The sequence below is a fragment of the Pseudomonas sp. GM80 genome (assembly GCF_000282515.1).
Lineage (GTDB): Bacteria > Pseudomonadota > Gammaproteobacteria > Pseudomonadales > Pseudomonadaceae > Aquipseudomonas.
On the sequence record NZ_AKJD01000176.1, the window covers coordinates 1 to 17749 of the forward strand.

16 protein-coding genes are annotated in these 17749 nt (G+C 59.4%); 7 read left to right on the forward strand and 9 right to left on the reverse strand.

The features are described from left to right. Positions 1 to 129: 129 nt before the first annotated feature. From sutA to glnK, 4 genes are all read right to left on the reverse strand, one after another. The gene (sutA, locus tag PMI37_RS24285) at positions 130 to 456 is read right to left on the reverse strand and encodes a transcriptional regulator SutA (protein ID WP_007920420.1); all 327 of its coding nucleotides are present in this window, start codon (positions 454 to 456) and stop codon (positions 130 to 132) included. Between the two features lie 102 nt (positions 457 to 558). Beyond that, positions 559 to 984: a secondary thiamine-phosphate synthase enzyme YjbQ gene (locus PMI37_RS24290; RefSeq protein ID WP_007920418.1), complete on the reverse strand. Its 426-nt coding sequence runs from the start codon at positions 982 to 984 to the stop codon at positions 559 to 561. 216 nt (positions 985 to 1200) lie between these two features. Beyond that, entirely contained in the window at positions 1201 to 2538 is a 1338-nt protein-coding gene (locus PMI37_RS24295; protein ID WP_008086040.1) for an ammonium transporter, read from the reverse strand. A gap of 38 nt (positions 2539 to 2576) precedes the next feature. After that, complete coding sequence (glnK, locus tag PMI37_RS24300; RefSeq protein WP_002555808.1) at positions 2577 to 2915, reverse strand: P-II family nitrogen regulator; 339 nt, start codon at positions 2913 to 2915, stop codon at positions 2577 to 2579. A gap of 414 nt (positions 2916 to 3329) precedes the next feature. Between glnK and PMI37_RS24305 the strand changes: the two genes are divergently transcribed. Both PMI37_RS24305 and PMI37_RS24310 read left to right on the forward strand, forming a co-directional pair. After that, positions 3330 to 3590, forward strand: coding sequence for an accessory factor UbiK family protein (locus PMI37_RS24305; protein WP_008086041.1), 261 nt, complete (start codon positions 3330 to 3332; stop codon positions 3588 to 3590). Positions 3591 to 3953: 363 nt separating this feature from the next. Next, positions 3954 to 4475 (forward strand): BRO-N domain-containing protein, encoded by a 522-nt coding sequence (locus tag PMI37_RS24310; RefSeq protein ID WP_008086043.1) that lies wholly within the window; start codon positions 3954 to 3956, stop codon positions 4473 to 4475. Between the two features lie 60 nt (positions 4476 to 4535). Here the strand turns inward: PMI37_RS24310 and PMI37_RS24315 are convergent, their stop codons facing one another. Then, on the reverse strand, positions 4536 to 4739 hold the full coding sequence (locus PMI37_RS24315) for a HigA family addiction module antitoxin (RefSeq protein WP_008086044.1): 204 nt from the start codon (positions 4737 to 4739) through the stop codon (positions 4536 to 4538). Between the two features lie 205 nt (positions 4740 to 4944). Here PMI37_RS24315 and PMI37_RS24320 point away from each other — a divergent pair, with 205 nt between their 5' ends. Continuing rightward, positions 4945 to 5142 (forward strand): hypothetical protein, encoded by a 198-nt coding sequence (locus tag PMI37_RS24320; RefSeq protein WP_008086047.1) that lies wholly within the window; start codon positions 4945 to 4947, stop codon positions 5140 to 5142. A gap of 146 nt (positions 5143 to 5288) precedes the next feature. Then, the gene (locus PMI37_RS24325; protein WP_008086050.1) at positions 5289 to 6782 is read left to right on the forward strand and encodes a YifB family Mg chelatase-like AAA ATPase; all 1494 of its coding nucleotides are present in this window, start codon (positions 5289 to 5291) and stop codon (positions 6780 to 6782) included. On the opposite strand, the gene PMI37_RS24330 is transcribed toward PMI37_RS24325, so the two are convergent. The 3 genes from PMI37_RS24330 to PMI37_RS24340 form a co-directional block, all read right to left on the reverse strand. Continuing rightward, entirely contained in the window at positions 6779 to 7996 is a 1218-nt protein-coding gene (locus PMI37_RS24330) for an aldose 1-epimerase family protein (protein WP_008086052.1), read from the reverse strand. The genes PMI37_RS24325 and PMI37_RS24330 overlap by 4 nt on opposite strands. Before the next feature lie 219 nt (positions 7997 to 8215). Beyond that, the gene (locus PMI37_RS24335; RefSeq protein WP_008086054.1) at positions 8216 to 10192 is read right to left on the reverse strand and encodes a methyl-accepting chemotaxis protein; all 1977 of its coding nucleotides are present in this window, start codon (positions 10190 to 10192) and stop codon (positions 8216 to 8218) included. A gap of 185 nt (positions 10193 to 10377) precedes the next feature. Further along, positions 10378 to 11298: a LysR substrate-binding domain-containing protein gene (locus PMI37_RS24340; protein WP_008086056.1), complete on the reverse strand. Its 921-nt coding sequence runs from the start codon at positions 11296 to 11298 to the stop codon at positions 10378 to 10380. Between the two features lie 158 nt (positions 11299 to 11456). On the opposite strand from PMI37_RS24340, the gene PMI37_RS24345 reads away from it, so the two are divergent. Then, complete coding sequence (locus PMI37_RS24345) at positions 11457 to 12854, forward strand: NorM family multidrug efflux MATE transporter (protein WP_045123281.1); 1398 nt, start codon at positions 11457 to 11459, stop codon at positions 12852 to 12854. Between the two features lie 196 nt (positions 12855 to 13050). Here PMI37_RS24345 and PMI37_RS24350 read toward each other — a convergent pair whose 3' ends face one another. Next, positions 13051 to 14724 (reverse strand): putative bifunctional diguanylate cyclase/phosphodiesterase, encoded by a 1674-nt coding sequence (locus PMI37_RS24350; RefSeq protein WP_008086060.1) that lies wholly within the window; start codon positions 14722 to 14724, stop codon positions 13051 to 13053. Between the two features lie 262 nt (positions 14725 to 14986). Here PMI37_RS24350 and rep point away from each other — a divergent pair, with 262 nt between their 5' ends. Continuing rightward, positions 14987 to 16996: a DNA helicase Rep gene (gene rep / locus PMI37_RS24355; protein ID WP_008086063.1), complete on the forward strand. Its 2010-nt coding sequence runs from the start codon at positions 14987 to 14989 to the stop codon at positions 16994 to 16996. Between the two features lie 59 nt (positions 16997 to 17055). Continuing rightward, positions 17056 to 17628: a xanthine phosphoribosyltransferase gene (locus PMI37_RS24360; RefSeq protein WP_008086064.1), complete on the forward strand. Its 573-nt coding sequence runs from the start codon at positions 17056 to 17058 to the stop codon at positions 17626 to 17628. Positions 17629 to 17749: the final 121 nt, after the last annotated feature.

The window sequence follows — 17749 nt, forward strand, 5'->3', positions numbered from 1 at the left end:
TCGGCAGCTCCTACAGGGGAACGCATTCCAATGTAGGAGCTGCCGAAGGCTGCGATCTTTTGATCTTTTCATCACCCATGAAAAAGCCCGCAGCGACGGCGGGCTTTTTCAGCAAGCAAGCGGCACGCCTCAGATAGGGCGGCTGCCGTACTTGTTGTCCGGCTTCTTCGGAGGATCGGCGACCACATTGGCCTCCACTTCCTGCACTTTTCCGCCGCGCGACAGGAACTCTTCCATGGCCTTGGCCAGGGCGTCGCGTTCCTTGTTCTTGGCTTCAATGCTCGGCAACTCATCTACCGACACCGCAGCCTTGGCTTTGCCTTTGGCAGCCGGGGCCGGCGTATCGTCACCGCCATCGTCGTCAGCAACGTCTTCCGCTGCTGCTTCCAGGCCTTCCTCGGCCTCGTCTTCGTCGCCTACTTCGAGGTCGTCGTTTTCCAGATCATCGTCGCTCATGTTCTACCTCATGACTTGCGAAAAGCAGATTAGTTATAGACCAGCTTTGGCAACTGTCGAAAGTCGCCGTTAAAAAATCAGTAACCATTGGTGACCAACGGTTTATGCCCCTTCACCGTGCAAGGTGGCGAGGACTTTTCGAGCACCGCCATGATCACGGTGCTCGCCCAGATAAACGCCTTGCCAGGTCCCCAGAGCCAGACGACCTGCCGAAACCGGCAGACTGATCTGGCAACCAAGCACGCTGGCCTTGAAGTGCGCCGGGAGGTCGTCCAGGCCTTCGTCGTTATGCTCATAGCCGTCTGTTCCTTGTGGGATCAGACGATTGAAAAATCGTTCGAAGTCGCGACGGACCGCCGGATCGGCGTTCTCGTTGATGGTCAACGACGCCGAGGTATGCTGCAGCCACAAATGCAACAGACCGACCCGGCACTCCCTGAGTTCAGGCAGGCCAGCGAGTAACTCGTCCGTTACCAGATGAAAGCCCCGGGGCCGTGCCCGCAGGGTTATCAGAGTCTGTTGCCACATACAGTTCTCCGCACGTTCGGGGCGCATTCTAGCGCGCTCTGGGAAAAAACAAAGGCCCTAATATTCGCTCAATGATGTAAGCCATTGGCCGGTGAAAAACCGCCGTCGTAAACACGACTAAAGGCGTACGAAAAATCCTTTCAGCCTGTCGCTTAATGACAAATCCCGGACAAAAAAATGCCCGGCGAACCGGGCAATTTTTTTCAGTGCGCGTACTTACAGGTTGTAGCCGCGTTCGTTGTGTTGTGCCAGATCGAGGCCAACCGACTCTTCTTCCTCGGTCACACGCAGACCCATCACGGCGTCCAGCACCTTGAGGATGACGAAGGTGACGATCGCGGTGTAGATCACTGTGAAGCCGACGCCTTTTACCTGAATCCAGACTTGCGCACCGATATCGGTGACGGTGCCGAAGCCACCCAGCGCCGGCGCAGCGAACACACCGGTAAGGATCGCGCCGAGAATACCGCCGATACCGTGCACGCCGAAGGCGTCCAGAGAATCGTCATAACCGAGTTTGCGTTTCAGCGTGGTGGCGCAGAAGAAGCACACCACGCCTGCCGCCAGACCGATCACCAGTGCGCCCATCGGGCCCACGGTGCCGGCAGCCGGAGTGATCGCGACCAGACCGGCAACCACACCCGATGCGATACCCAGTGCGCTTGGCTTGCCGTGGGTGACCCACTCGGCAAACATCCAGCCCAGCGCCGCCGCAGCGGTAGCGATCTGAGTGACCAGCATCGCCATGCCGGCAGTGCCGTTGGCCGCCGCAGCGGAACCAGCGTTGAAGCCGAACCAGCCGACCCACAGCATCGCCGCGCCCATTAGGGTGTAACCCAGATTGTGCGGAGCCATCGGGGTGGTCGGGAAGCCTTTACGCTTGCCCAATACCAGGCAGCAGATCAGACCGGCCACACCGGCGTTGATGTGCACCACGGTGCCGCCGGCGAAGTCGAGCACGCCCCAGTCCCACATCAGGCCGCCGTTACCGGACCAGACCATGTGCGCGATCGGTGCATAAACCAGGGTGAACCAGATGCCCATGAAGATCAGCATCGCGGAGAACTTCATCCGCTCGGCGAACGCACCGACGATCAGCGCCGGTGTGATGATCGCGAAGGTCATCTGGAAGGTGATGAACACCGCCTCAGGGAACAGCGCCGCAGGGCCGGTCAGGCTCGAAGGCGTGACACCGGCGAGGAACGCCTTGCCCATGCCGCCGAAGAACGAGTTGAAATTGACGACGCCCTGCTCCATGCCGGTGGTGTCGAACGCAATGCTGTAGCCATAAATGACCCACAGGATGCTGATCAGACCGGTAATGGCGAAGCACTGCATCATCACGGAAAGAATGTTTTTCGAGCGAACCATGCCGCCGTAGAACAGCGCCAGGCCGGGGATGGTCATGAACAGCACGAGGGCTGTCGAGGTGAGCATCCAGGCAGTGTCGCCGGAATTGAGGACCGGGGCCGCCACTTCGTCTGCCGCCATAGCAAGGCCGGGCATTACGATAGACAACAGGGCTCCTAGCCCTGCGAATTTACGCAGAGTCATATTGTTTTCTCCTGGGGCGTTGGGGTTTGTGGCGGCGCTTAGATCGCGTCGGTATCGGTTTCGCCGGTACGGATGCGAATCGCCTGTTCCAGATTGACCACGAAGATCTTGCCGTCACCGATCTTGCCGGTGTTGGCCGCCTTGGTTATCGCCTCGATAACCCGATCCAGATCCTTGTCGTCGATGGCCACGTCGATTTTCACCTTGGGCAGAAAATCGACCACATATTCCGCGCCGCGATACAGCTCGGTGTGACCCTTCTGCCGGCCGAAGCCTTTGACTTCAGTAACGGTAATGCCCTGCACGCCGATTTCGGACAGCGACTCGCGCACGTCGTCCAACTTGAACGGCTTGATGATGGCAGTGACTAGCTTCATGAAAACTCTCTCCCGAATTGGTGGACTTGCCCCAGGAAAACAAACCCGACTCAAGTCTAAGCGCAGTGCCTGGCTTTGTAACGCATCGTCGGCCGTACCTGCCCGACTGACGCCAGCTAACCGCTGCCGACGAAACTCCCCGCTCCGTCTGCCGCACTGCATTCGTCACAGCGACTGCATCAGTGCATGGGTCGAAGGTGACTAAGCAGAAACCTTGCCATCTCGCCAAAAACCTCTGATTTCAATCCCTTGGCCGCTGCCGCACGCCATCCCGTGCAAAACCCCATCCGGATACGCACAACAACGGTGCGTCGCCGTCCGTCCGCCTGCGCGAAAAGCGTGCATCCCTGACCGCGAGATTGACTATAGACACTGCGTGATACACTGCCGGCCATTGTTTCCAGGACATCCACCATGCTCGCGCCCAAAGACTTCCTCGACGCCCTGAGCGGCACCGCCTCCCGCCTGTTCAACGGCGACACCCCGCTGCCGAAAGCCGAAATCGAAAGCCAGTTCAAGATGCTACTGCAAAGCGCCTTCAGCAAACTCGACCTGGTCAGCCGCGAAGAATTCGACAGCCAGATGGTCGTACTGGCCCGCACTCGCGCCCGCCTCGAAAGCCTCGAAGCCAAAGTCGCCGAGATGGAAGCCAAGCTGACACCGCCCGCCGAATAACGCATCCACCTGTAGGAGCTGCCGAAGGCTGCGATCTTTTGATCCTCAGCCCTTCAACCATCCCGGCAACGTCCTACAACCTGCACCACCGCCGTCCGATTGCGCCGAAAAGCCCAGGTTTCTAAGCTCACCCGATGCTGAATGTTCAGCACCGGGTTTGGCGACCTGGATCGAATTTGACGCAATGCAACTAAACTCACACAGAGGTTTTTTCTCTCAACGAGTTATGGCGGCTTTGCGTGGGAGACCTCAGGGTCTGCCGGTTTCGAATTCACCGGTTCGCCAACCCGCGCATAGCTGCCACCCTTTTCGTTTGGCGACGAACAGAAGCAGTTTTCTTCACTTGAATTCGAGAACTGAACCATGGACGAAAACTACCTGACACCTAGCATCTTCACCCGCCACAAACTCCCCCTCCACGCCCTCCTCATCCAGAACCAACCCTGGTTCTGCGCCCGAGACCTGAGCCGCCTGCTACACATCTACCTCAACGAACGCATGCTGCGAAAACTCGACCCCGACCAATACCAAACCCGCAAAACCCTGATCCACAACCAGATCGAAAACACCCTGCTGATCAGCGAGTCCGGCATCTACGCCCTCCTCGTCTACCACTACTGCCCCGAATACCGAGCCCTGCGCGAATGGCTCACCCACCAGGTCATCCCCACCCTGCGCGACGCGCAACACCCCAGCACAAGCGAACGCCCACACCTCAGCTTGCTCAGTTGGCCGGACATGTCTTTGAGTTTGTTGCACTGGAATAACCAGCCGTGGATACGGTTACAAGATGTGCCGCTGATGATGGTGGAACGGGAACAGACCAAGCGCCCAATGACGGGGCCATGGTGGAAAAGGGCTTCGCGGATGCTGCAATCGCTATAAACCCGCATGCCGGAGCTGGGCCCTGCGCAAATCGTAAGTCGATTGCAGATTCATCCAGAACTAAGGCGTAGTGTTGAGATAAGTGGCAAGGCTGATTGCCAGATCGGCGCAGATCCCGAGCTGACATTTCACAAGCTTTTCGATCTCACTTTCGGGCCATTTCGTGGGCATGGCCAAATCCATGACGGTCATGCCCAACGGCTCCATGAATTCCTTATTCAGAACCTCGCCCGGATGAATCGGGCGCATACCATTGCGGTTCATTTCTCGACTCCAGAGGGCTGCGTTGAGTGGCCAAACTGGAGCATCCGACTCCTGGATACAAGACCTTCACACCCCTTTCGCCGGCGTCCTACACCTATTAGGGCATGGCCCTACAAACATCAGCGTCTGCGCCTGATTACGCGACTTTTCCTCCTTGTACTACGGTGGCCAACAAAGCATCTGTCACCCAAAAAACGAGGCATCAATGAAAGACAAAAAGAGAAGGGCAAAGCTAGAAGAGATTGTTGGATATCACGCTGAAGCACTTCGGTTAGCCGGAGGTATTTCAGCCAATCAGCGTCGTTTTATTGAGGTAGCGGCCAAGTACGGTAAAGAACTCGAACCGGATGGTTGGCTGGCCGGGGGAGGAAGCCAAGTAAGAAAACTCGAAGAAGAAAACTAATGTGACGCCTCTACTGAACGTGGAAGGACACCTTGGCAACATCCAGTGAAGGTTTGCCCTCGCATCCGTGTCGCCTGGATTCGCTCTCCCAACTACCCTTCAAAAACCCGCAGGAAGCGGCCCCCGATTCAGCTCAAGGAACGACCATGTCCCTCTCCATCGTCCACAGTCGCGCCCAGATTGGCGTGGAAGCCCCCGCCGTCACCGTCGAAGTTCATCTTGCCAACGGCCTGCCGTCGCTGACCATGGTCGGCCTGCCCGAGGCGGCGGTGAAGGAGAGCAAGGACCGGGTGCGCAGCGCGATCATCAATTCCGGGCTGCAGTTTCCGGCGCGGCGGATCACTTTGAATCTGGCGCCGGCGGATCTGCCCAAGGATGGCGGGCGGTTTGATCTGGCGATTGCCTTGGGGATTCTGTCGGCGAGTGTGCAGGTGCCGTGTCTGACGCTGGATGATGTGGAATGTCTGGGAGAGTTGGCATTGTCCGGCGCAGTAAGGGCGGTGCGCGGGGTGTTGCCGGCAGCATTGGCGGCGCGCAAGGCGGGGCGTGCGCTGGTGGTGCCGCGAGCGAATGCCGAGGAGGCCTGCCTGGCTTCGGGGTTGAAGGTGTTTGCGGTGGATCATTTGCTGGAGGCGGTGGCGCATTTCAATGGCCATACGCCGGTTGAGCCCTATGTCTCCGACGGACTGATGCATGCCAGCAAGCCTTATCCCGACTTGAATGAAGTGCAGGGGCAAGTGGCGGCGAAACGGGCGTTGCTGATTGCTGCTGCGGGGGCGCATAACCTGCTGTTCAGCGGGCCGCCGGGAACGGGTAAGACATTGCTGGCCAGCCGATTGCCGGGACTATTGCCGCCGCTGGCCGAGAGTGAAGCGCTGGAGGTGGCGGCAATTCAGTCCGTCGCCAGTGGCGCACCGCTGACCCATTGGCCGCAGCGTCCCTTCCGTCAACCGCACCACTCGGCATCCGGGCCGGCACTCGTTGGTGGCAGCTCGAAACCGCAACCCGGTGAAATCACCCTCGCCCACCACGGCGTGCTGTTTCTCGATGAATTGCCGGAGTTTGATCGCAAGGTATTGGAGGTTTTACGCGAGCCTTTGGAGTCAGGGCACATCGTGATTTCCCGAGCCAAGGATCGCGTGCGCTTTCCGGCACGTTTCCAGTTGGTCGCAGCAATGAACCCCTGCCCCTGTGGATATCTTGGCGAGCCGAGCGGCAAGTGCTCGTGCACACCGGACATGGTGCAGCGCTACCGCAACAAGCTATCGGGGCCTTTGCTGGATCGGATTGATCTGCACCTGACGGTGGCGCGGGAAGCGACGGCGTTGAACCCACAGGCCAAGCCGGGAGAAGACAGTGCCAGCGCTGCGGCGTTGGTGGCAGAGGCTCGCGAACGACAGCAGAAGCGTCAAGGCTGCGCCAACGCGTTTCTCGATCTGCCAGGACTGAAAAAACACTGCAAGTTATCCACAGCCGATGAGAAATGGCTGGAATCAGCCTGTGAACGGCTGACGCTATCGCTGCGCTCGGCACACCGGTTACTCAAGGTCGCCCGCACTTTGGCAGACCTTGAGCAAGTCGATGCAATCAAACGCGAACACTTGGCCGAGGCGCTGCAATATCGGCCGGCGACACCTTAATGCTCGGTTGTCAGATCCACCAACGGCGTCTGTCGCACTTCGGTGTCGCGCCCCGCCTGAATCTCGGTCACACGCTTCAAGGCCTTATCCACAGCACCTTTGTCCGCGAGCAGGCTGTAGCTGATCTGGAACTGTTTGTGTTCTTTCGGTGCAATGGTCGGCACCAGATTCAGCGGACGCTGATAGCGGCGGTTGTAAGAAAAACTGGTGCCCGGCTCCAGCCCCGTGACATAGCCCTGCCCTTGGGTATCGGTGTTTTTCCACAAAGAGAGCACCGGCAACTGCTGGGTATTGAAGCCAACAGAAACACCGAGGCTGCCCGCCTTGTTATGCAAAACGGTCAAGGTGTCGCCTTTGGCGTCGGCATAGGGCACGACGTTGTAAACGGTTTCGTCATAGTCCTTGGTCGGCGCGCGATAGGTCTGCCAGTCAGCCAGATCGCCTTTGGCCTTGTCGTTGAACGGCGAGACCTGTTTTACCGGTGCAGCAAAACGGGCACCCTGCTCGAGGAACGGCGTGCTGAAATTGCTGTGGTACAGCGCTTGGTATTCCTTTGGATAGTCGCCGTTGTTGGTCAGCGTATCGTTGAGTGCAAAGCGCACGCTGCCAGGCTCGGTGACCAATTCAGTGACAACCGAGAAATCGACTTTCTTGAAAGCTTGCTCTTTCAGCTCGCCGCGCAGACTGATGGCGTAGGGTGGCTTTTCGTCGATGTGCAGCGTGACGGTACTGGCCGGGATGTTGGCGGCGCGGCCATGCAAGGTCAGCAGTTCACCGTTGTCCATGCCGGGATGGCCAACCCATTCGTAACCGCAGCGGGCGACCAGCTCGTTGAAACCTTCCAGCCAGCCCAGACCACCGCGCCCGTTGAGCTCGATGAAGGCCGGGTTGACCACGTCCTTGACCGGCGAATCCCACCCCATGCGCACATTGCCGACAGAGGCTTGCAAGACATTCATGCCCCGGGTTGGTACCACCGAGAGTTTCATCGTGCCGTTATCGATATCGACAATGCTGACGCCTTCCTGCCGCCCCCCGTGCAAGGTACGCAGGCTTACGGAGAAGGGTTGGTCGGTTTTCACACCGAGCTGTTCACTGGTGATGCTCCAGTTTTGCGCGGGCTTGTTGGTATCGAGAAGGACGTAATCCCAGGCCATGGCGTGGGAAGCAGCAGTGAAAGCGCCGAGGGCGACGGCGAGTTTGAGCGGGGTCATGGCAGCAGCCTTTATTGGAGTTGTGCCATTTTTATAGCGCTGCGGAAACGTTTCAGCAAGTATGGAAGCAGTAATGGGGCTGTGATGGATCCGCGATTAGCGTTGATGCAATCGCGGGCAAGCCCGCTCCCACAGGGTTCGACGGGGAGCGCGATTTTTGCGCACAGCCGATATACCTGTGGGAGCGGGCTTGCCCGCGATGACTATTTCAAAGGCGCATCAACGGAAGCGATCAACCTCGGAACGCAGATCCGCCGCCAGCTTCTCCAGCTCTTTAGCCGTAACAGCCAGGTTCGACACAACCTCACGCTGCTCACTGTTGGCCAGCGCAATGCTCTGCAAATTGCTGCTCAGCAAAGTCGCGGTGCTGCTCTGCTCCTGAGTCGCCGTGGTAATCGCGGCAAACTGCTGCCCCGCCGAACGGCTCTGCTCGTCAATACGCGCCAGCGCCGAGGCGACATTGGCGTTACGCGACAGGCCTTCCTGCATCAGCACATTGCCCTGCTCCATGGTGCTGATCGCGTTGCCGGTTTCCTGCTGGATGCTATGAATCATGCTGGAAATTTCATCGGTGGCCTGGCGAGTACGCGAAGCCAGGCTGCGCACTTCATCCGCCACCACAGCAAAGCCACGACCTTGTTCACCGGCACGGGCTGCCTCGATTGCAGCGTTGAGCGCGAGCAAATTGGTCTGCTCGGCAATCGAAGTAATCACGCCAACGATGCCGCCAATTTCCTGCGAACGCTGACCGAGGGTGTTGATCACGGTGGCGGTGCTGTTCAGGGCGCCAGCGATCTGCTCCAGCGACGACGAAGCCTCTTCCATCGAGCTGCGACCAATCTGCGTTTGCTGAGCATTTTCCTGCGCCAGACGCTGGGTCGCGCCCATGTTGTCGGCGATGTTCAACGAGGTCGCGCTGAATTCTTCCACCGCGCCGGCCATGCTGGTGATTTCGCCGGACTGCTGCTCCATGCCTTCGTACGCGCCGCCGGACAGGCCGGACAAGGCTTGCGCACGGCTGTTGACCTCTTCCGAAGAGCGGCGGATATGCTCGACCATCGTCGACAGCGCTTGGCTCATCTGGTTGAACGCACGAGACAATTGACCGATTTCGTCGTTGCTCGATACGCTCAGGCGCACGCTCAGATCGCCAGCGCCCAAAGCTTCGGCCTGACGTACCAGATCGCTCAGTGGCGCCAGTTTGCTGCGCAGCAACCACACAACGGAACCGACCGCCAACAGCATCGCCAGCAGGCTGCCAATGGCCAATTGCGTGCCGACGCTCCAGGTCACCGCGCGGATTTCGGCTTTCGGCATGCTTGCCACCACCGACCACGGCCCGCCATCGAACGGCACCGCGACGCTGTAGAAATCTTCGGACTTGTCGCCCCAGAACTGACCTTTGCCCGGCGATTTCGCCAGATCCTTGATCACTGGAATCGCTTGATCCAACGCCTGCACACCCGCCGGAGCAACCAGCCATTTGCTCTGCTCATCGAGCAGCGCCAGCGAGCCGGTCTGGCCAATGCGGAAGCGCTTGAGGTTGTCGAACTGGGCATTCTGCGCGTCGGTGTAATCGAAACCGACAAACAACACCGCAATCACCTTGCCGCTGCCATCGCGCACTGGCGTGTACTGAGTCATGTAGGAACGATCGAACAGCAACGCTCGGCCAACATAACTCTGCCCAGCCATCAACTTCGCGTACGCCGGGTGCGCGTGATCAAGCAAGGTGCCGATAGCACGGGTGCCGTCCTGTTTGGTCAGCGAGGTGCTGACCCGCACGAAGTCTTCACCACTGCGCACAAACAGCGTGGCAACGCCGGCGGTCATCTGCTTGAACTCGTCGACTTCCTTGAAATTGTTGTTCAGCACTTCGCTGCCCAGGTGCAGGCCCGGGGTCGGGGTGCCTGCCACCGTTACCGGCTCACTCGGGTGGATGCTCAAGCCGGCGCTGAAGCGCTTCTCGAACAACCCACTCAGACGCTGGGTGCTTTCACGCAGCGTGCCGTGAAAGGTACTCAGTTGGTCGGCCAGCAGCCGCGCCTCACTGGCCAGATGCTCTTCACGGGTGGCGAGGTTGGCCGAATCAAGCGAACGCAGGGCGAACACCGTACTGCCACTGATAACTATCGCCAGTATCACAGCGAGCGCGAGGCCCAGCTGCGAGGCGATCCGAGCGCGAGGTTGAGACATGCACAGCTCCTGGCCGAGCCACGGGATCCTCCTTGATCTCGACTCGGATAAATTTCTAATAGTTGGGGGTGAATCGTGGCTACCGGCACGACGGTTCCACTTGCTCATAGTCGGCGGTAAAACCGAATACTTGAGCGCATTGCGAGGGTATGGCGCAAGGCCGCCATTGTGGGGGCTCGAACGTTTCAGCTCAAGCGCGCAACGTCCGGCAGCTCCATGGCGCGGACTTCGCCCTGCAGGAAGTCGCTGAGGCGGCGCAAACGTTCACCTCCCGGACGGGTCTTTGGCCACACCAGGTAATAATTCAATCCACTGGCGACCGCAGTCGGCCACGGCAGGCTCAGCCGTCCTTGCGCGACATCTTCGGCGACCATCAACAGATCGCCCATGGACACACCGTAACCGCGCGCCGCCGCGATCATGCCCAATTCCAGCGTGTCGAAGACTTGCCCACCCTTGAGCGAGACCTGATCGGACAAACCCATGTGCTCCAGCCAACTGCGCCAGTCGCGGCGATCCGGCGTCGGATGGAGCAATTCGGTGGACGCCAACCGGGCCAGATCCCACGGTTGATCATTGAGCAGGTTCGGTGCGCCAACGGGAATCAGCTCTTCGGGAAACAGCAAGCTCGCCTCCCAGTCCGGCGGGAAATGCCCGTCGCTCAACAGCACCGCACAATCGAACGGCTCATCGTTGAAGTCCACCGAATCGACGTCCATCCACGCGCTGGTCAGTTGCACTTCGTTGCCTGGTTGCAAGTGACGGAAACGACTGAGCCGCGCCAGCAACCAACGCATGGTCAGGGTCGACGGGGCTTTCATGCGCAGGATGTCATCTTCAGCGCGCAAGGTATTACAGGCCCGTTCCAGGGCTGCAAAGCCTTCCCGGATGCCCGGCAACAGCAAGCGGGCCGACTCGGTGAGCTGCAAATGGCGACCGCTGCGGTGAAACAGCTTGCAGGCAAAATGATCTTCGAGCGTACGAATGTGCCGACTCACTGCACTCTGGGTGATCGACAACTCCTCGGCCGCACGCGTGAACGAGCTGTGCCGCGCGGCGGCTTCGAATGCGCGCAGGGCATACAACGGAGGACGTCGACGGGACATGCACAAGGCTCCTGCAGCGGGATACAGCGAAATGAACAGTTTCTACTCAGGATGAGTATTACTCATGCGACCCATCCTTTTTATCCCTTTGTGCAATAACTGCCAAGCGCCGAGAATCGATGCTCTCCTGTTCCCTCCGATATCGAGTGGTGATGACCATGCAGCATCCTGTGCGTACCGAACTCTGGGCCATTCTGCGGCTGGCAGGGCCGTTGATCGCTTCACAGTTGGCGCACATGTTGATGGTGCTGACTGACACCCTGATGATGGCGCGCTTAAGCCCCGAAGCGCTGGCCGGCGGCGGGCTGGGTGCAGCAACCTATTCGTTCGTGTCGATTTTCTGCATCGGCGTGATTGCGGCGGTTGGCACGCTGGTGGCGATTCGCAAAGGTGCTGGCGACATCATTGGCGCCGCACGGCTGACTCAGGCCGGGTTGTGGCTGGCGTGGCTGATGGCGTTGGGCGCTGGGTTGCTGCTGTGGAACCTGAAACCGGTGTTGCTGCTGTTCGGCCAGACCGAAACCAACGTCAACGCTGCCGGACAATTCCTGATCGCCCTGCCCTTCGCTCTGCCCGGCTACCTCAGTTTCATGGCGCTGCGCGGGTTCACCAGTGCGATTGGCCGGGCGACGCCGGTGATGGTTATCAGCCTCGCCGGCACCGTGGCCAACTTCCTGCTCAATTACGCGCTGATCACTGGCATGTTCGGCTTGCCGAAAATGGGGTTGATGGGCATCGGCCTGGTCACGGCGATTGTCGCCAACTGCATGGCGCTGGCATTGGCCTGGCATATTCGCCGGCATCCGGCCTATGACGCTTATCCGCTGCGCGCAGGGTTATCGCGGCCGAATCGGCAGTACCTGAAAGAACTCTGGCGCCTCGGTCTGCCGATCGGTGGCACCTACGCGGTGGAAGTCGGGTTGTTTGCCTTCGCGGCGCTGTGCATGGGCACCATGGGCAGCACGCAACTGGGCGCGCATCAGATCGCCCTGCAGATTGTCTCGGTGGCGTTCATGGTGCCGGCGGGGATGTCGTACGCGATCACCATGCGCATCGGCCAGCATTACGGCGCCGGGCAATTGCTCGATGCACGGATGTCGGGCCGCGTCGGGATCGTCTTTGGTGCGGTGGTGATGCTCGGGTTTGCGATGGTGTTCTGGTTGCTGCCAAATCAGTTGGTCGGGTTATTCCTTGATCACAATGATCCAGCGTTTGCCGAAGTGATTCGTTTGGCGGTGAGCCTGCTGGCCGTGGCGGCATGGTTCGAGCTGTTCGACGGCACGCAGACGATTGCCATGGGCTGTATTCGCGGGCTCAAGGATGCAAAAACCACGTTCCTGGTCGGGCTCGGCTGTTATTGGCTGATTGGCGCGCCGGCGGCGTGGTGGATGGCGTTCCACTTGAACTGGGGGCCGACGGGCGTCTGGTGGGGCTTGGCGCTGGGGTTGGCGTGCGCGGCGGTGAGTTTGACGCTGGCGTTTGAGTGGAAGATGAAGCGGATGATTCGGCTGGAGCCGGCGTCATCCCGGCCATTCACAGTTCCTCAGACCGACTGAAATCCCCTAATGAAAGGGAATCTTGTGGCGAGGGGATTTATCCCCGTTGGGTGGCAAAGCCGCCCCAAAATCTGATGTCGCGGTGTATCAGATACACCCGATGCGATGGTTTTGCGACTGCTTCGCAGTCGAACGGGGCGGTGCGACGTTTCGCTGAATCCCCTCGCCACAATGTTGTTTCAAATTTGCTCTAGTGTCAGCCCACGATTTCGAGGGCGGGCTGTTGGCTTGAGCCAAACGTCAGGTATTCAACCAGTTCCGTCAACGGCAACGGCCGACTGATCAGATAACCCTGCACCTGATCACAACCAAAGCCGCGCAGCAATTCCAGTTGTTCCGGCGTCTCGACCCCTTCCGCCACCACTTCCAGGTGCAGGTTGTGCGCAAGGTTGATCATCGCGTGCACCAGTTTGCGGTTCTCTTCGCGCTGCTCCATGCCACCGACGAAACTCTTGTCGATCTTCAGCAAGGTGATCGGCAAGCTGTTGAGGTGTACGAACGATGAAAACCCGGTGCCAAAGTCATCCAGCGAAAAACGCACACCGAGGCGCCCGAGCGCATCCATGGTCTGCTTGACCAGATCGCTGCGGCGCATCACCGCCGTTTCAGTCAGTTCGAATTCCAGCCACTGCGCTTCAACACCGCGCTCAGCGATCAAGCGGCTGAGAGTCGGCAACAACTGACTGTCCTGAAACTGGCGGAACGACAGGTTGATCGCCATGTGCAGCGCCGGCAATCCGCGTTCGCGCAGCGCTTGCATATCGCGTAGCGCCCGGGAAATCACCCAGTAACCCAACGGCACAATCAAGCCGCTCTGCTCGGCCAGCGGCACGAATTCACTCGGCGGCAGCAAACCACGTTCGCCATGCCGCCAGCGCACCAGGGCCTCGAGGCCGACAATCTGGCCGTCCGCAAGATTCAGGCGTGGCTGGTAATGCAATTCCAGCTCATCGCGACGCAAGGCTCGGCGCAGCTCGCTTTCGAGGTCGGCCATGCTCCGCGCGTTGCGGTTGATGCGTTCGTTGAAGATATGAAAGGTGCAGCCCTGCGTGCTCTTGGCCTGCTGCATGGCGATGTGTGCGTGCCACATCAGCGGGTCGGCACCACCCTGCGCGCGGGCATGAGCGATGCCGAGGCTGGAGCCGATGAGCAGACTTTCACCATCGACCCAATACGGTTCGGCGAGTGCTTCGGTGATACGTTCGGCCATCCACTCGGCACGTTGCGGCGCGCGGCGGGTGTCGATCAGCAAGGCGAACTCATCGCTGCCCAGGCGCGCCAGTTGATCACCGGCTTCGAGCTGACTTTTCAGCCGCGCGACGACTTGCAGGATCAAGCGATCACCCGCCTGGTGGCCGAGAGCATCGTTGGCGTGGCGGAAGTTGTCGAGATCGAGATGCCCGAGGGCCACGCCACGTCCATCGTTTTCCGCGAGACGCGCGGCGAGCAAGGTCTGAAAACCCTGACGATTGGCGATGCCGGTCAACGGATCCTGTTCGGCGAGGCGTTGCAGGGTGTTTTCGAGAACGCCGCGTTCGCGCACATGGCGCAGACAACGGCGCAGCATGCCGGCGTCGAGCGCGTCGAACACCAGCCAGTCACTGACGCCAACCGGCGCGGTGTCCGGCTCATGTTCCAGCAGCAATACCGTCGGCAGGCTGCAACGGCCCGGTGCCGGTTGCAATGCCGGAAGGGTCAACAACACCGCATTGCGGTTGTCTTCGAACAAACTGCTGACCGAGTCCCAGCTCGGCGCGCTGATCAGCACCGCCGCGCTCCCCATCGGAGCCAGACACTCACGCAATAACGCTGTCCACGCTGGCTCTTCGGCCAGTAGCAGCAAACGCAAGGGTTCGACAGGCGTAGACAAGCTAGCTCCCTAGACTCTGCAATGATGTGGGCGGGGCATTATGCCGTTGCGATGTTCAATGACCAAATGACAACGGTTATCAAAACGTTATTTTGTGTCACGAATGAGAACATTAGCCGCAAAATCACCGCGCATCCTGCGTGAAAGTAACAAAACCGGCAAATTTGAATCGCGTGGTACGTCACAAGTCGGACAGAGCAGCACAAATCGCTGAGCCTGTTAAAATGCCGGCCCATTTCGTCAACGACTCCCGAATTTTCGTATGTCCCGACTCAATCCCCGGCAGCAAGAAGCCGTGAACTACGTCGGCGGCCCTCTATTGGTGCTCGCCGGTGCTGGCTCCGGCAAGACCAGCGTGATCACGCGCAAGATCGCGCACCTGATCCAGAACTGCGGCATCCGCGCCCAGTACATCGTCGCCATGACCTTTACCAACAAGGCCGCGCGCGAGATGAAAGAGCGGGTCGGCACCCTGCTGCGGGCCGGCGAAGGTCGCGGCCTGACGGTCTGCACCTTCCACAACCTGGGCTTGAACATCATCCGCAAGGAACACGCGCGGCTGGGCTACAAACCCGGTTTCTCGATCTTCGACGAGACCGACGTCAAGTCCCTGATGACCGACATCATGCAGAAGGAATATGCGGGCGAAGACGGCGTCGACGAGATCAAGAACATGATCGGCGCCTGGAAAAACGACCTGATCCTGCCGCCTCAGGCGCTGGAGAACGCGCGTAATCCCAAGGAACAGACTGCCGCCATCGTCTACACCCACTATCAGCGCACGCTGAAAGCATTCAACGCGGTGGACTTCGACGACCTGATCCTGCTGCCGGTAAAACTCTTCGAAGAACACGCCGACATTCTCGAAAAGTGGCAGAACAAGGTGCGTTACCTGCTCGTCGATGAATACCAGGACACCAACGCCAGCCAGTACCTGCTGGTTAAAATGCTCATCGGCAAGCGCAACCAGTTCACCGTGGTCGGCGACGACGACCAGTCGATCTACGCCTGGCGTGGCGCGCGACCGGAAAACCTGATGCTGCTCAAGGACGACTATCCGTCCTTGAAAGTGGTGATGCTCGAGCAGAACTATCGCTCGACCAGTCGCATCCTGCGTTGCGCCAACGTGCTGATCTCGAACAACCCGCACGAATTCGAAAAGCAGCTGTGGAGTGAGATGGGCCACGGCGACGAGATCCGCGTGATCCGCTGCCGCAACGAAGACGCCGAAGCCGAGCGCGTGGCCATGGAAATCCTCAGCCTGCACTTGCGCACCGACCGCCCGTACAGCGATTTCGCGATTCTCTATCGCGGTAACTATCAGGCCAAACTGATCGAGCTGAAGCTGCAGCACCACCAGGTGCCGTATCGCCTGAGCGGCGGTAACAGCTTCTTCGGCCGTCAGGAAGTGAAAGACCTGATGGCTTACTTCCGCCTGATCGTGAACCCGGATGACGACAATGCCTTCCTGCGCGTGATCAACGTGCCGCGCCGCGAAATCGGCTCGACCACCCTGGAAAAGCTCGGCAACTACGCCACCGAACGCAAAATCTCGATGTACGCCGCCACCGACGAAATCGGTCTGGGCGAGCATCTGGACAGCCGCTTCACCGATCGCCTGTCGCGCTTCAAGCGTTTCATGGACAAGGTGCGCGAGCAGTGTGCCGGCGAAGATCCGATCTCCGCCCTGCGCAGCATGGTCATGGACATCGACTACGAGAACTGGTTGCGCACCAACAGCTCCAGCGACAAGGCTGCCGACTACCGGATGAGCAACGTCTGGTTCCTGATCGAGGCGTTGAAAAACACCCTCGAAAAAGACGAAGAAGGCGAAATGACCGTCGAGGATGCGATCGGCAAACTCGTTCTGCGCGACATGCTCGAACGTCAGCAGGAAGAGGAAGACGGCGCTGAAGGCGTGCAGATGATGACCCTGCATGCGTCCAAGGGTCTGGAATTCCCTTACGTGTTCATCATGGGCATGGAAGAGGAAATCCTCCCGCACCGCTCCAGCATCGAAGCTGACACCATCGAAGAAGAACGCCGCCTGGCCTACGTGGGCATCACCCGCGCGCGCCAGACCCTCGCCTTCACCTTCGCCGCCAAGCGCAAGCAGTACGGCGAGATCATCGACTGCGCGCCGAGCCGCTTCCTCGATGAGCTGCCGCCGGACGATCTGGCGTGGGAAGGCAACGACGACACACCGACCGAAGTCAAAGTCGTGCGCGGCAATAGCGCATTGGCTGATATACGCGCGATGTTAAAGCGCTAGAATTGACCACTTTTTTTACTAGACCTTCGGCGCACAAAGCGCCAAAAGAGGACAGCTTCATGGAAGCATTGCACCAGAAAATCCGCGAACAAGGCATTGTGCTTTCCGACCAGGTCCTGAAGGTCGACGCCTTCCTGAACCACCAGATCGACCCGGCCCTGATGAAGCTGATCGGCGACGAATTCGCCGCGCTGTTCAAGGATTCGGGCATCACCAAGATCGTCACCATCGAAGCCTCGGGCATCGCCCCGGCGATCATGACCGGTCTGAACCTCGGCGTGCCGGTGATCTTCGCCCGTAAGCAACAGTCCCTGACCCTGACGGAAAACCTGCTGTCGGCGACCGTGTACTCGTTCACCAAAAAGACCGAAAGCACCGTGGCCATCTCGCCGCGCCATCTGACCAGCAGCGACCGCGTGCTGATCATCGACGACTTCCTGGCCAACGGTAAGGCCTCGCAAGCGCTGATCTCGATCATCAAACAGGCCGGCGCCACCGTTGCCGGTCTGGGCATCGTCATCGAGAAGTCGTTCCAGGGCGGCCGCGCCGAACTCGACTCGCAAGGCTACCGCGTCGAATCGCTGGCCCGCGTGAAATCGTTGAAGGACGGCGTCGTCACCTTCATCGAATAAACCCACACCGCAGCCCCCATGTAGGAGCTGTCGAGTGCAACGAGGCTGCGATCCTTTGATCTTTTCAAAGATCAGAATCAAAAGATCGCAGCGTGCCGCAGCTCCTACAGGGTTTGCGGAC